Raw genomic sequence first — 14,484 nt, forward strand, 5'->3', positions numbered from 1 at the left:
CTATGGATAAGACGGACGCGGTGGTGGTCATTCCGGCGCGTTTTGCCGCCAGTCGCTTGCCGGGTAAGCCTTTACGCGAGATTGCTGGTGTGCCGATGATTCGTCGCACTGCCTTACAAGCGTTAAAAAGCGGTTTGCCGGTGTGGGTCGCTTATGACGATACACGGATTGCAGCAGCGCTCGATGGCGTGGACGTTAGCTTGGCAGCCACACGTGAAGATCACGACAATGGCAGCGAGCGCTTAAGCGAAGTGGTGACTAACGAAGCCTGGGATGATGAGCAAATTGTCGTGAATGTGCAGGGCGATGAACCGTTGCTGCCGCCTGCGCTCATCGCGCGAGTGGCAGAAACATTAGCTGCTGCTCCATGGGCAGGCGTGGCAACGCTTGCCGCGCCATTTGACGCAGCGCATTCACCCGCTGCGGCGACCGCGGTTAAGGTGGTGTGTGATCGGCAAGGCCGCGCGCTGTATTTCAGTCGCAGCGCGATTCCGTATGTGCGTGATGCTGATGGGGTGAGCGGCGATTTTCCGTATTTACGCCATATTGGCATTTACGCGTATCGCGTGAGCGTGCTTAAGCGCTATCCCAGCCTGTGTAAAACCCCGTTAGAACAAGCAGAAAAACTCGAACAACTGCGTTTTATCGAACACGGTATCGATGTGGCTGTGGGTGTGGTTGATGAAGTGCCTCCGCCGGGTGTGGATTGCGAAGAAGATATCCAACGCGTTGAAGCGGTACTCGCCAGCGCACGTTAAGGTGCGCCGATGAATAGCAAGCGTCGCTTTGATGCCAATGTTTTTTTAAGCCATGTCTCGACGCTGCCTGGTGTGTACCAGATGCGAGACGATGAGGGCAAAGTGCTTTATGTGGGTAAGGCGAAAAACCTGCGCAAACGCCTGTCGAGCTATTTTCGCAGCAGTGGTTTGTCGGTAAAAACCCAAGCGTTAATGGAACGCGTGGTCGATATTGATACCACGATCACCCAAAGCGAAACCGAAGCGCTGATTCTCGAAGGCAATTTAATCAAAGCGCATCGTCCGCGGTTTAATATCTTGTTGCGTGATGATAAATCTTATCCCTATATTCACCTCAGCGTACACCGTTTTCCACGCCTGTCTTTTCATCGCGGCGCACGCAAAGAAGGGGAATATTTTGGCCCGTATCCTAATGCGCAGGCGGCGCGTTATGCGATGGATGTGTTGCAAAAAGTGTTTCGCGTGCGCCAATGCGAGGATAGTTATTTTGCCAATCGTAGCCGACCGTGTTTGCAGTATCAGATTGAGCGCTGCTATGCGCCGTGTGTCGGCTATATCGATGATGAAGCGTATGCAGAAACGGTACGCCATACCCGTGAATTCTTAAACGGCCGTAGCGAACGCTTGCTCGATGAGCTGACCCAGGCGATGAGCGAGGCATCTGAAGCGCAAGCCTATGAACAAGCTGCGATGTTGCGTGATCAGCTGGTGGAGCTGCGCAAAGTGACGATGAAGCAGCATATGGTCTCAGGTGAGGCGGATGTTGATGTGCTGGCGGTCGCGACCGCATATGGTGCGGCGTGTGTGCAAGTGATGTTTTACCGCGACGGGCATAACGTCACCGCACAGGCGTACTTTCCGAAGCTCCCTGAAGCTTCAACCCCACAAGATATTCTCTCTGCCTTTATCACTCAGTTTTATCATCAGCGCCGCGCGCCAAAGCAAGTGTTGATAAACACCAAGCTGCGCGAAGCGCCAGTGCTGGCCGAATTTTTGAGCGTGCAATCTGAGCATAAAGTCAGCTTAACCGATAAACCGCGGGATACACGGCGTAAATGGTTAGAGATGGCCGAAGATAACGCCAAGCAATCGCTAGCGCTGAAATTGGCCGCGAATATGGCGATGCAACAGCGCTTTGACGCGCTCGCTGAGGCGTTTGCCCTTGACCCGACGCCTGAGCGGATCGAATGCTTTGACATCAGCCACACCCAAGGCGCGCAAACCGTCGCTTCGTGTGTGGTGTTTGACCAGCGCGGTGCGCTAAAAAGCGATTACCGCCGCTATAACATCAAAGACATCACCCCCGGTGATGATTTTGCGGCGATGCGCCAAGTGGTCAGCCGTCGTTATAGCAAGATGCAAGCCACAGGGGACGCCGCGAAGCGCCCTGATGTGGTGTTGATTGATGGCGGCAAAGGTCAGCTGCGTCAGGCGATGGACGTGTTTAACGATTTAGGGATTAGCGATATTTTACTAATCGGCGTGGCAAAAGGGCAGGGGCGTAAAGCCGGTTTGGAGCAGTTTTGGTTCCCTGATGAGCCAAATCCGCGGATGTTACCGCCCGATAGTCAGGCGATGCAGCTGATTGTACAAATTCGCGACGAAGCGCACCGTTTTGCCATCGGTGGGCATCGTCAGGCCAGAGCCAAACAAAGCCGCCGCTCAAGATTAGAGCAAATTCCGGGAATTGGTGCCAAAAGGCGGCAAGCGCTGTTAAAATACTTTGGGGGGCTGACAATGGTTGAGCAGGCAAGCGTTGATGATTTAGCGCGTGTGCCGGGGATTAGCGCAACCTTAGCCCAAGAGATTTACGACAGTTTACACGATCAAGGATAACACCATGCTCACGATGCCCGGCCTCGCCATGAAGCTGACCAAAGCGCGAATAGTGATGATTCCGTTGTTTATTTTCCTGTTTTATGTGCATCCGGATGTGCTGGGAAAATGGCCGGCGCTGATTGTTTATGCGTTGGCGTGTATCACTGATTATTTCGATGGCTACCTGGCGAGACGTAACAAAGAATCGAGCCCACTTGGGGCCTTTCTCGATCCGGTCGCAGATAAGCTGATGGTTGCCGCGGTGCTGATTGTCGTGCTTCAAAGTCGACCTGAATGGTGGCTGATGATCTGTACCCTGATTGTTATTGGTCGTGAAATCTGGATTTCTGCGCTACGCGAATGGATGGCAGCGCTCAATTTACGCAATATCGTTGCTGTATCGAACATCGGCAAATGGAAAACCACCGCGCAAATGTTCGCGCTCGGCTTTTTAATCTATCAAGACGATTTTCTCGGTTTCCCAATTTGGCAAATTGGCCAGGTGCTGATGCTGATTGCCGCCGTGCTTACCGTGCTGTCAATGTGGAAATACACCGCTGCTGCGCTGGCTTATTTGAAATAATGCATGTATTGGCGAATATAGCTGAGGAATCTGTGCTTGCCCATTTTCCCAGCTTGTGATAATTTCAACTTATTGGCATCCATACTTATAGAACTGATTAACAGTTATGTACTAGTTCAATAAGGACAATTTGCATGCTTATTCTTCTGGAAGTAAATAACATTCTTAAGGAAGGTTCAGAATGAAATCTATAGATTGCATTTATAAGCTCAAAAATTTCTCACTAAGATATTAGTTATATGCGTGAATAAGCTATTAGATGTTATCGAAAAAAAATAAGTTAATGATCACAAAAAAAACATTAGATAAATACGATGGACATGTAATTCTGTACTATGGCGGAATTTCGAGAGAAGGATATCAGAAATTATCTGGCGCACTAGAACGTATTGAAGAAAAGAAAAAGAAAGTCTGTCTTGTATTGATTACATATGGTGGTGATCCTGATCCGGGTTATAGAATTGCAAGAGCGTTAAAACATCATTTTCACGAAGTTGAAATATTAATTCCTGATATATGTAAATCTGCGGGTACACTTATTTGCATCGGGGCAAATAAATTGATATTTGGTGATCGGGGTGAACTGGGTCCACTTGATATTCAACTATCAAAACCTGATGAAATTTTTGAAAGTATGTCAGGGCTGGATATAATTCAAGCGCTGAATGCACTGGAAAATCAGGTTCTAGGAGCCTTTCGGCGCTATCTCATGGATATACGAGACGGGAGTAGACTAAGAACAAAATTGGCGGCTGATATTGCAACTAAACTTGCTAGTGGCTTTATTTCACCAATGTCATCTAAAATAGACCCAGTAACTCTAGGGGAGCATCAAAGGGCAATGCAAATTGCATATGACTATGGCGAAAGATTAAACAGCGTTACTAATTCATTAAAACCTGATTCACTTATCAAGTTGATTAGTGGATATCCTTCTCACAGCTTTGTAATAGATCGGAAAGAAGCATCTACATTATTTAGCGAGGTTGAGGCACCTGATGAAAGTACCGTAGAACTGTATGAGTGGGCATTGTGTTTATTACCAAATGTTCCATACCCACAATCTCCTATGGTGTTAAATTTGGTGGACTTTGTTGAAAATACTAATGCAGTTGAAGAACAACAAGATATACAGAAAGGTGATATAAATGAAGATTGAACAGCTGATGAGTCAGGAATTACTGGAAAAAATGGAGGGATTGTTGAAATGTCAGAATAGTCGAGCCCAAGAGATGGCAATGCTAGTTCAGTCGCAAGCAGATAAACAGTTAACACGAAATATACAAAAATCTCGGACTCAATCCGTAGCGCACATAACAAGTCAAATCGCTCGGATGAGCTAAAGTATGCTGATGTGTTAGTGTTCAAAGCGAAGGACTTTCATCAATAATAAGTACAGGTGTTCCTACTAGGAATATCATGGTCTTTTTTATACGTATTTATACACAACTATATTTTAAACAAAGTCAATTGTAAAAATAAAAGTTATTTTGGTGCTATTTTACTCGCGCCTACTGGATTATCACTATTTCTACAGTGTTGTAGCGCCTTGAAAATTTATGGTTAAATCCGCCACTGACACACAGGCCTTTTCCCTAAAATCGCACTTCTTTTACACAGGAGTAAGGAATTTAAAAAGGCTAAGTGTATAACAGAAAACTAAATAGGGATGGATTTAGAAGGAGGTTGCTTGATTACAGTTAACAGGCTTTAGGCGCGGAGGTATTGTTCGCGGCCAGATAACCAGCGGTTGAGGAGTTCATTGATGATTGGGTGTTGGGTCTGTTGCCAGCTGTCGCAGAGGCGGTGTACGCTGGGAAGCAGGTCTTGATCGCGTTCTAAATCGGCGATGCGAAACAGTGCGTCGCCAGTTTGGCGCACGCCGAGCAGTTCACCTGCGCCGCGGATGTTTAAATCTTCTTCAGCGATCACAAAACCATCGTTGCTTTCGCGCATGATGTTCAGGCGACGTTTGGCGATCTCACCGAGTGGTGCTTGATACATCAGCAAGCAAAAAGATGCTAAATCGCTACGGCCAACGCGGCCGCGCAGCTGGTGCAGTTGTGCTAGGCCAAAGCGTTCGGCATTCTCGATGATCATCAGCGTCGCGTTGCCGACATCGACGCCGACTTCAATCACAGTTGTCGCGACCAATAGCTGTACGTTACCCGCCACAAAGTCCGCCATCACCTCTTGGCGCTGTTGGCTATTCATTCGGCCATGTAGGAGCGCCACGCGGATATCGGGTAATTCAGCTTGTAGTTGTGCTGCGGTGGCTTCCGCGTTTTCGCATTCAATCACTTCAGATTCTTCAATCAGCGGACAGACCCAGTACGCTTGCTGTCCTTCACGACAGACTGCGCCCACCCGAGCAATCACATCACTACGCTTAGTGTTGCTAATCACTGCGGTGGTGATCGGTTTGCGCCCGGTAGGGAGGGCGTCAATGACTGAAACATCGAGTTCGCCGTATTGGCTCATTGCCAGCGTGCGCGGAATTGGGGTAGCAGTGAGCACTAGTTGGTGGGCGGCATGTTGTTCATGCGATTTTTGTTGCAGTGCTAAGCGCTGATGAACCCCAAAGCGGTGCTGTTCATCGATCACGAGTAACCCTAGTGCGTGGTAGCTGACTTGCTGTTGGAAAAGGGCGTGGGTGCCAACAATAATCTGCAATTCGCCGTTGGCAATCGCGGCTAAACGGGCTTTTTTCTCTGCAGCAGGGGTTTTGCTCACCAATAAGCCAACCGAAATCGGTAAGTCGCCGAGTAAGCGCGTCAGGTTGGTGGCGTGTTGTTCAGCAAGAAGCTCGGTGGGCGCCATTAGCACCGCTTGATAGCCGGCTGTCACGCATTGTAGGCAGGCGAGTAAGGCAACTAAGGTTTTGCCGCTACCAACATCGCCTTGTACCAAACGCATCATCGGTACATCGCGCGCTAAATCTGCGGCAATTTCTGCGCTCACGCGCTGCTGTGCGCTAGTCATCTTAAAAGGGAGTTGCTCGAGTAAGGTATTTTGCAACCTGTCATCAGCAGGGAGTTTGGCTGCAACTTTGCTGCGTAACTGCGCGCGAGCGTGCAAAACCGATAAGCGGTGCGCGCAGAGCTCTTCGGTAATCAGGCGTTTGTGCGCGGGGTGGCGTGGGTCGCTTAAATCGGCTAAAGTCATCGTGACATCGGGTTGATGCAAGGCGGTTAATGCGCTCAATAAATCCGGCAAGCCTTGCTCGCTGAGTGCATCTTTACGCGGTAAGCATTGTTCGGCTAGAGTTAATGCTTTATCGATCAGGTTACGCCACTGTTTTTGACTAATGCCTTTGATGGTTGGGTAAATGGGGGTGTAGCCTTCGGGTAACACGGGCTGCTCACCCTCGGCTAACCATTGGATTTCCGGGTGGTGCAATTCGTAGCCATAATCGCTTGCTACGGCCTTGCCGTAAAAAATCCCACGCCGACCTTCGCTAAATTGGCGCAATTGATTGGGGTAAAAGCGGAAAAAACGCAGGCGACATAATGCGCCTGCCTCATCGCGTAACGTCACCACGAGCATACGTTTGCGTCGGGCGATGACTTCCGCGTTGACCACTTGGGCGACAGTTTGCACCGTGGCGCCATCGCTGAATCCACTGATTGGGGTAATTTGCGCGCGGTTTTCATAGCGTCTTGGCAGATAAAACCACGCATGCGCTAGGGTTTCGACGCCGGCTTTAGCGAAATTCGCCGCCGCTTTATCGCTGATGCTGAGCGCTTCGCTTAGTGGCGTAGCCCCGTTCATTAGCCGAGCGCGACCACCGCTTCCATTTCTACAGCAGCACCTTTAGGTAGTGCCGATACTTCTACGGCAGCGCGTGCCGGGTAGGGCGCGCTAAAACGCTCGCTCATGATCTCATTAAGGGTCGCAAAATGGCTTAAATTAGTGAGATAAATATTGAGCTTGATGATGTTGCTTAAATCGCCACCGGCTTCGCGGCAAATCGCTTCCAAATTATTAAAAACCTGACTGACTTGTGCGCTAAAGCCTTCAACCAGGTTCATGGTTTTAGGATCGAGCGGAATCTGTCCGGAGACAAAGAGTAAATCGCCCACTCGAACGGCTTGTGAATATGGGCCAATGGCTTCAGGGGCTTGATCGGTATGGATGATGGTTTTGCTCATAGAGTCCTCCATTAAGCGTTATAAGCGTTTGATCGTTGTGATGCCATTAAGGAGGCGTAGCTGCTTGATGATCACAGCCAGATGATCGCGGTCGCGAACTTCAATAAAGCATTTGATGAGCCGTTTATTTTTGTCGTGGTCGGCCATCTCAATATGGAAATCAATGATGTTACTGCCCAAATCCCCCATGACCGCTGTGATGGCGGCGAGCATGCGCGGGCGATCTTCAAGCAAGATGCTCAATCCTGCAGCAAAAAGCCCTTTAGTTTCTTCCGCCCAGGCAACGCGAACCCAATCGTTGAGATCAGAATTTTGCGCTTGCACACAATCTCGGCGATGGATTTTGATGCCAAGCCCCGGCTTGAAATGCCCTAAAATCGGCTCATGCGGTAGAGGATAACAGCAATCATCGAAATGAATGGCGCTATCGAGCGCGCTTTCGACTTTGAGTATTTGCTGCTGGTTGTCGGTGTTTAGCTGCTCACCCATCAGCGCAGAAGCAATGAGCACAGGTTGGCGGCGATCGTGGCCAATATCAGACAGCAAGGTTTCACGATCGGTTTGTTGGCTTTGTGCGTAGGCTTCAAGAGTACTATCCGGAAGTTGTTCGATAGAGCTGCCTAAGCGGCGCAGTGCGATATCGAGCAAGCGTTCACCTAAAGCATAAGCTTCTTGTTCGGCCAAATGGCGAATATGGTAGCGAATCGCTGCTCTTGCTTTAGCAGTGGCCACGAATCTCAGCCAGCCAGCCTGGGGTTTCGAACCTTCTTGACGAATAATTTTGACCGTTTGCGCGGGTTTTAATGGCTTAAACAGCGGCCAAGGCTTACCATTGACTTCAGCCGCGATACATTCATCGCCGAGTTTGGTGTGAACGGCGTAGGCAAAATCAACCGGTGTCGCGCCACGTGGCAAATCGTAGATCTTACCTTTCGGGCTGTAGGCGTAGATATCACTTTGCGAGAGTTCTTTCGTGATCGCGTCGTAGAATTCCATCGGATCGTGGGTGATGTTTTGCACGTCTTTAAGACGGAATAACCAATCACGCATATATTGCTCGGCCTGCACATTATGTGATTCTTCAACGATTGAGCGGTTCTTCATGTGCTGATGCCAAATAGCAATGATCCCGGTTTCGGCGAGCGCGTGCATGTCTTTGCTGCGAATTTGCACGTTGAGCATGTCGTTATTCGCCATCAATACGCTGATATGCAGCGAGCGATAGCCATTGCTCTTCGGCGCTGCGATGAAATCTTCAAATTTTTTGGTGACCGGGCGATAGACGCTGTGCAATTGTCCAAGGACACGGTAACAGCTGTCCTCGCTATCGGTAATCACACGGATGGGAATCGTTTGGCAGGCTTGTTTGAAGCTGTTGTTCTTGCGCAGCATGCGCTGATATAGCCCCCAAAGATGGCGTTGCCGTTTGCTGATTGACGCTTTGATGCCAATTTTTTTCAACAAAGGTTTTAGGTCGCTGCGTACCTGGTCAACCACGTCATTGCGGCTATAGCGCTCAAGATAATTCTTTTTCAGCACCGCGTAGCGCCAAGGATATAAATGAGAAAACGCCAGATCTTCTAATTGAATGCGGAAATAAAACAACCCCAAGCGACCAGCGATCGAGGCATAGATATTAAGTGTTTCTTTCGCTTTGCGGATGCGTTTGTCGGGTCTTAACGCACCAAGGGTTTGCATATTGTGCAAGCGATCGGCGAGTTTGATGATGATGACGCGCGGATCGTTGGTGGTGGCGACAAACATTTTCTTGAAGCTCTCAGCTTGAACTTCCTTGGCGCCTTGGTCTTTTAAGCGCTCTAATTTGCTCACGCCATCGACCAAAGCAGTCACCTCATCGCCAAAAGCTTCTGCCATTTCTGGGGTGGTGACCGCTGTGTCCTCTAACACATCGTGTAATAACGCGCCTTGTAAAATCGGCATATCAAAGCGCTGCACCGCGAGAATGCGGCACACTTGGATAGGGTGAGTAAAATAAGGTTCGCCAGATTGACGGTTTTGCCCTTCATGCGCCCAAGCGCCATATTCAGCGCAGCGTTGTAATTCTTGTTGCTCTTTGGGCGATAAATAGCTGGCAGTTTCTGCCAGTTCTTGGTATGCCTCAATCAGCGCATCACGGCCATTTCGCTCGGTAAATAGCGAAGAGGAATCAAAATCATGCTGCGCTGCCTTAGCCACGAGACGTCCTTATAGTTCGGGCGCTGGTTGCTCTGTTTCGGCTTTGAGAATGGCGGCAATACTGGTTTTGCCTTCTTCAATTTCGCGTAGCGCGATAACGGTTGGTTTATCTTTGTCTTCTTCAACCATCGGCTGATGCCCTAAACTAATTTGGCGTGCGCGTTTTGACGCCGCCAGCACCAAACGAAAACGGTTGTTTTCTGCGGTTAAACAATCTTCTACGGTAACCCGTGCCATAATTCACCTCAATAGTCAGTCGAACCGTTTATTTTAGCAAAAAATAGGCGGTGCGGCACGCGTTTTTCGCTAAGTTCTAGTCGCCTAAACCGAGATTTAACGTGATATTGCCTTTTTCTTGTCGGTTAACCGCGTAACATTGGCTTAACACCGTCTCTTCACCATTAATTAAGTCGAAAGACTGACCATCTTTGCTGATCCATTGCCACGGTGACCAATCGGCGATCACGCTGTTGCCGCTAAGTGTAATATCAAAGACTTTCTCGCCGCTTTCATCTGGGCTCAGCAGGGCGGTGTATTGGTTGTTGCGGTTGGCATATTCCACCGGCAAAGTGCCTTCTGTGCAATGATACATCCAGCGCTGTTGTTCGCCATGATCGAGTTCTGGGAGGCCGTCTAAGGCGACTTGAGGGGCGCAAGCAGTGAGTGTGATCAGCGTGCTGGCGCTGAGGATAAAAAGGGGTTTAGTGAACATAAAAACCTGTTTCTGTGAGTGTAAATTGTCCCTGCTCGATCGCTTTGATCCATTCTACAGTTTGTTGGAAGCCACCAAGCGGGTAAAAATGCAGTTGCTTAATTAATGAGGTTTCTGGATGCTCGCGATTGTACGCGGCGAGATCGTAGATGAGTTTATCTGGGGTCGAGATGCCCATTAAATGACGAATGCCGTGGCCACTTTTGATTAAAAACATCATCGAAGGACCGACGCCACACGCTTTTGCGTGTTTGATTAAGGTTTTAATCGTGGCGAGCCCCGGTACACCGACGTGCAGCGGAAAGACAATATTACGTTCATTTAAGCGCTCCTGCCAGGCAATTACCGGTTTGGCGTCAAAAACAAACTGCGAAACCAAATGATATTCGCGCGGATGATTGAGCGCATAAGCGCGTTTGATCGCTTCGGCATAATCGACTTCCGCCGGTGGAATATCCGGGCTGCCTTCAGGATGGCCGGCGAAGCCAATACTGCTAATTGGGTATTCGTTTAAGATATTGCTTTGTAAAACCTTTTGCACGCTGGTGTAGGGGCCTTTTGCATTACGTACCGCGCCAGCGATTAATAAGATGTTATCGACCTTCGCATCTGCTAAGCGGCCTAAAGCATAATGCAGTTGTGCCTCGCTTTCGATGCTGCGGACCGCAAGATGCGGTACAGGATTCATACCTTGGGCTTTTAATATGATGCTGGTTTCAAGCGTTGCATCTAAGGGGGAACTAGGCAAAAAAGTGACATAAACGCGGGTTTGCGGGGCAAGCCAATGGCCGAAATCACCCACATTTACCGCAGATTTCGGCGTTGTTTCAATGGAAAAATCGCGAACTAACGCTTGAATATCAGATTTTTCCACGCTCATAATGATTCCCTCTTATGGTGCCAGGCGTTCAATCAGCCAGTCGGTTTGCGCTTGATCACGACGGTAGAGAAAACGGTCGTGCAGGCGGCTTGGTTGACCTTGCCAAAATTCTATCGCGTGTGGCTCGATTCGGTAACCACCCCAAAAATCGGGCAGCGGTACTTCGCCATCACGGAATTTTTCTTTCATTTTAGCCCATTGTTGGCGCAAAAGTTGGCGCGAATTAATCACACTGCTTTGTCGTGATGCCCAAGCGCCAAGCTGACTGTCTTTCGGACGACTGAGAAAATAGCGCAAGGTTTGCTCACGGCTGATTGGCTCAATATGGCCCTCAATTTTTACTTGCCGCTGCAAGCCATACCAAGGAAAAAGCATCGATACTTGCGGATTGGCGGCAATCTCTTTGGCTTTACGGCTTTCGGTGTTGGTGTAAAACACAAAACCTTGAGGGTCGTAATATTTTAACAAGACCGTACGTTGTGACGACTGCCCTTGGGCGGTGGCAGTTGCCAGCACAAAGGCATTCGCTTCAGGCATAGCGCTGGCAAGCGCTTCATCAAACCAGCGCGTGAATTGATCGAAAGGATCGTCAGCGATTGCCTCACGCGTGAGTGGCGCGTGATCGGCAAAATCTTTACGGATATGACCAATATCCATTAGGCCGCTAGGCTCGCTAAGGCTTTATCAAACGCGCTTAAGGTTAGCGCGATTTCTGCATCACCGTGTGCTGAGGAAACAAACAGCGTCTCAAAAGCCGAAGGTGCAAGATACACGCCTTCATCGAGCATCGCATGGAAAAATTGTGCGTAGCGCTCGGTATCACACGCTTGTACCGCAGCAAAATTGCTCACTTCTTCGGCGTCGGTGAAGAAAAAGCCGAGCATCCCACACACCTGATTAACCACTAACGGGATGTTGTGTTTTTTAGCCGCTTGGGCAATGCCCTCAGCAAGGGTTTGGGTGGTTTGTGCGAGCTGGCTGTAAAATGCATGATCGTCGGTGAGCTGCAGGTTGGCGATCCCAGCCGCCATCGCTACTGGGTTACCGGATAACGTTCCGGCTTGATACACGCCGCCAAGTGGGGCGAGTTTATCCATAATCTCAGCTTTGCCACCAAAAGCGCCAACTGGCATGCCGCCGCCGATCACTTTACCAAAGGTGGTTAAATCCGGGGTGATACCGTAAAGCTCTTGTGCGCCGCTGCGTGCGACGCGAAAACCGGTCATCACTTCGTCGAAAATCAACACCACGCCATAATCATCACACAGGCGGCGTAGGGCGTCCAAGTAAGCTTTTGTTGGGGGAACACAGTTCATATTGCCGGCAATCGGTTCAACAATCACCGCAGCCAGGCGCTCACCGTGCTCACGAAATGCGTGCTCTAGCGCGTTCATATCGTTGTAGGCCGCGGTGAGGGTATGCTGCGCATAAGCTTTGGGTACGCCCGGTGAGTTAGGTACGCCAAGGGTGAGCGCGCCTGAGCCCGCAGCGACTAATAAACCGTCGGAATGGCCATGATAGCAGCCGGCAAATTTTAAAATATCATCACGGCCGGTAAACGCGCGCGCCAAGCGGATCGCGCTCATCGTGGCCTCTGTGCCCGAGTTACACATCCGGACCTTCTCAACCGATGGCACGCGCTTGACGATTTGTTCAGCAAGCACCGTTTCTGCTTCGGTCGGTGCACCAAAACTTAAGCCGTGGGATGCTGCGTCAATCACCGCTTGGCGAATCGCTGGGTGGTTGTGCCCACAAATCATCGGGCCAAATGAGCCGACATAATCGACATAACGCCGCCCATCAACGTCGGTAATATAAGCGCCTTCTGCGTGGGCGATAAAGCGGGGTGTGCCGCCGACTGAGGCAAATGCACGAACCGGTGAGTTCACACCGCCGGGAATGAACTGTTGCGCTTGCGCGAATGCGCGTTCAGAAATTGTCATAATCGAACCTCAGGGGGTAATTAGTTATAAATGTTTTCATTCTAATATAAAATAGTTTAGCGTATAAAGGGGTTAATCGTAAGAAAACATTGACAAACGCAAGGTTTTCGTGCATTATCCGCGCCCTTGAATAACCACGGCGATGAGACAAGCGATGCGCTTATCGTCTTTAATCCCTTAAGAATTGATTGAAACAGGAGTCCATTTTGGCCAATACCGTACAAGCTAGAAAGCGCGTCAAACAAGCGGAAAAAGCCCGCGCGCGTAACGCCAGCCAGCGTTCAAGCATGCGTACCGCTGTAAAAAAAGTGTTGCGTGCTGTTGAAGCAAACGATAAAGACAGCGCACAAAGCGCATTTAATTACGCGAGCAGCTTACTTGACCGCGCAGCGCAAAAAAACCTTATTCATAAGAATAAAGCCGCGCGTTTAAAAAGCCGCATCAGCGCTAAAATTAAAGCAATGGCCTAATACTCGCTGATTGCTTGACCAACCCGCCGCTCGGCGGGTTTTTTATTGCCCGAATGGTTATTTTTTGTCATGATGCTAGATTCATGTACAAGATTTAAGGGGCGCTTCGCTTATGAACTATATCCTCGCAGCACTTGATAATTCTGCTCAGCAAGCCCCTGTCACTGCAGCCGCGATTTGGGCGGCAGGGCGCCGAAAAGAAGGCATTCGCTTTATTCATGCGTTAGAAGAATCGGCCCCAAAAAAGCCAAACAAATCGCGTAAAAATGATATAGAAGCGCAGCTTGCAGCGCTCGATGCCAAGCGTTATCGCCTCTCGTATGAACACGGCTTATTGCTGCTCAAAGATGCCGCACAAACCGCATTAGAAGCTGGGATTGAAGAGGTTGATATTCAACAGCGCCATGCCGCGTTGTTGCCAGCATTGATGGATTTCTCTCATGATGCGTCGTTGATTATTTTAGGCCGTCATGAAAACAAACGAAGCCAGGCTGATACGCTGGGCTCGCACGTTGAAAGCGTCTCAAGACGTGTGACATTGCCTATTTTGCTCACCACCGGCGCTTTTCACCCACCAAAGTCTGTGATGATTGCCTACGATGGTCGTGAAACCGCGCTGAACCTGATTAAAAAAATCAGCGAAGGGCCGATTTTGCATGGTCTGGATATGCATCTGGTGATGGTCGGCGATGATAGCGAGGCGCGCCAGGATGTGTTGCGTGAAGCGGCCGATATTTTGGCCAATACCGGTGGCAAGATTCATACCGCGCTGCTGCAGGGTAATGCCTGTCAGGTGTTAAACGACTATCAGCAACAGCATAACATCGACATGATGGTGATCGGCGCGTTCGCCCATAGCACCATGCGACGGTTTTTCTTAGGCAGCAAAACGCTGACGATGATTGCTACCAGTCAGGTGCCTTTGCTGATTATGCATTAAAGGTCACCCCGATGCGACACAGACCAGAGCGAG

Annotated in this window: 14 protein-coding genes; 6 read left to right on the forward strand and 8 right to left on the reverse strand. The window is 49.6% G+C overall.

What is annotated here, in order from left to right:
- Positions 1-2: 2 nt before the first annotated feature.
- From kdsB to L0B52_RS08240, 4 genes are all read left to right on the forward strand, one after another.
- A complete protein-coding gene (kdsB, locus tag L0B52_RS08225; RefSeq protein ID WP_235064242.1) occupies positions 3-758 on the forward strand; it encodes a 3-deoxy-manno-octulosonate cytidylyltransferase in 756 nt (251 codons plus the stop codon).
- A gap of 9 nt (positions 759-767) precedes the next feature.
- Positions 768-2,594 carry an excinuclease ABC subunit UvrC gene (gene uvrC, locus L0B52_RS08230; RefSeq protein ID WP_235064243.1) on the forward strand — a complete coding sequence of 609 codons (1,827 nt, stop codon included), beginning with the start codon at positions 768-770 and terminating at the stop codon, positions 2,592-2,594.
- 4 nt (positions 2,595-2,598) lie between these two features.
- Positions 2,599-3,159, forward strand: coding sequence for a CDP-diacylglycerol--glycerol-3-phosphate 3-phosphatidyltransferase (gene pgsA / locus L0B52_RS08235; protein ID WP_235064244.1), 561 nt, complete (start codon positions 2,599-2,601; stop codon positions 3,157-3,159).
- Positions 3,160-3,418: 259 nt separating this feature from the next.
- The gene (locus tag L0B52_RS08240) at positions 3,419-4,318 is read left to right on the forward strand and encodes an SDH family Clp fold serine proteinase (RefSeq protein ID WP_235064245.1); all 900 of its coding nucleotides are present in this window, start codon (positions 3,419-3,421) and stop codon (positions 4,316-4,318) included.
- A 551-nt stretch (positions 4,319-4,869) separates the two neighbouring features.
- Here L0B52_RS08240 and recG read toward each other — a convergent pair.
- The 8 genes from recG to hemL all read right to left on the reverse strand — a co-directional run bounded on the left by recG (position 4,870) and on the right by hemL (position 13,041).
- Positions 4,870-6,930, reverse strand: a complete 2,061-nt coding sequence (gene recG, locus L0B52_RS08245; RefSeq protein WP_235064246.1) for an ATP-dependent DNA helicase RecG — start codon at positions 6,928-6,930, stop codon at positions 4,870-4,872.
- Complete coding sequence (locus tag L0B52_RS08250; RefSeq protein WP_235064247.1) at positions 6,930-7,310, reverse strand: RidA family protein; 381 nt, start codon at positions 7,308-7,310, stop codon at positions 6,930-6,932. Before L0B52_RS08250 ends, recG begins: the two co-directional genes overlap by 1 nt.
- Before the next feature lie 18 nt (positions 7,311-7,328).
- Positions 7,329-9,506: a bifunctional (p)ppGpp synthetase/guanosine-3',5'-bis(diphosphate) 3'-pyrophosphohydrolase gene (locus tag L0B52_RS08255; protein ID WP_235064248.1), complete on the reverse strand. Its 2,178-nt coding sequence runs from the start codon at positions 9,504-9,506 to the stop codon at positions 7,329-7,331.
- Between the two features lie 9 nt (positions 9,507-9,515).
- A complete protein-coding gene (gene rpoZ / locus L0B52_RS08260; RefSeq protein WP_235064249.1) occupies positions 9,516-9,743 on the reverse strand; it encodes a DNA-directed RNA polymerase subunit omega in 228 nt (75 codons plus the stop codon).
- Positions 9,744-9,819: 76 nt separating this feature from the next.
- Positions 9,820-10,218 carry a hypothetical protein gene (locus L0B52_RS08265; protein WP_235064250.1) on the reverse strand — a complete coding sequence of 133 codons (399 nt, stop codon included), beginning with the start codon at positions 10,216-10,218 and terminating at the stop codon, positions 9,820-9,822.
- The gene (locus L0B52_RS08270) at positions 10,208-11,098 is read right to left on the reverse strand and encodes a metFprotein (RefSeq protein ID WP_235064251.1); all 891 of its coding nucleotides are present in this window, start codon (positions 11,096-11,098) and stop codon (positions 10,208-10,210) included. Before L0B52_RS08270 ends, L0B52_RS08265 begins: the two co-directional genes overlap by 11 nt.
- Positions 11,099-11,110: 12 nt before the next feature.
- Positions 11,111-11,755: a pyridoxamine 5'-phosphate oxidase gene (gene pdxH, locus L0B52_RS08275; protein WP_235064252.1), complete on the reverse strand. Its 645-nt coding sequence runs from the start codon at positions 11,753-11,755 to the stop codon at positions 11,111-11,113.
- The gene (gene hemL, locus L0B52_RS08280; protein WP_235064253.1) at positions 11,755-13,041 is read right to left on the reverse strand and encodes a glutamate-1-semialdehyde 2,1-aminomutase; all 1,287 of its coding nucleotides are present in this window, start codon (positions 13,039-13,041) and stop codon (positions 11,755-11,757) included. Before hemL ends, pdxH begins: the two co-directional genes overlap by 1 nt.
- 206 nt (positions 13,042-13,247) lie before the next feature.
- Between hemL and rpsT the strand changes: the two genes are divergently transcribed.
- On the forward strand, positions 13,248-13,511 hold the full coding sequence (rpsT, locus tag L0B52_RS08285; protein WP_235064254.1) for a 30S ribosomal protein S20: 264 nt from the start codon (positions 13,248-13,250) through the stop codon (positions 13,509-13,511).
- 112 nt (positions 13,512-13,623) lie between these two features.
- A complete protein-coding gene (locus L0B52_RS08290) occupies positions 13,624-14,451 on the forward strand; it encodes a universal stress protein (RefSeq protein WP_235064255.1) in 828 nt (275 codons plus the stop codon).
- The last annotated feature ends 33 nt before the right edge of the window (positions 14,452-14,484 follow it).

Origin of the sequence: Suttonella sp. R2A3, from assembly GCF_021513215.1 — a bacterium.
Taxonomy (GTDB): domain Bacteria; phylum Pseudomonadota; class Gammaproteobacteria; order Cardiobacteriales; family Cardiobacteriaceae; genus JAHUUI01.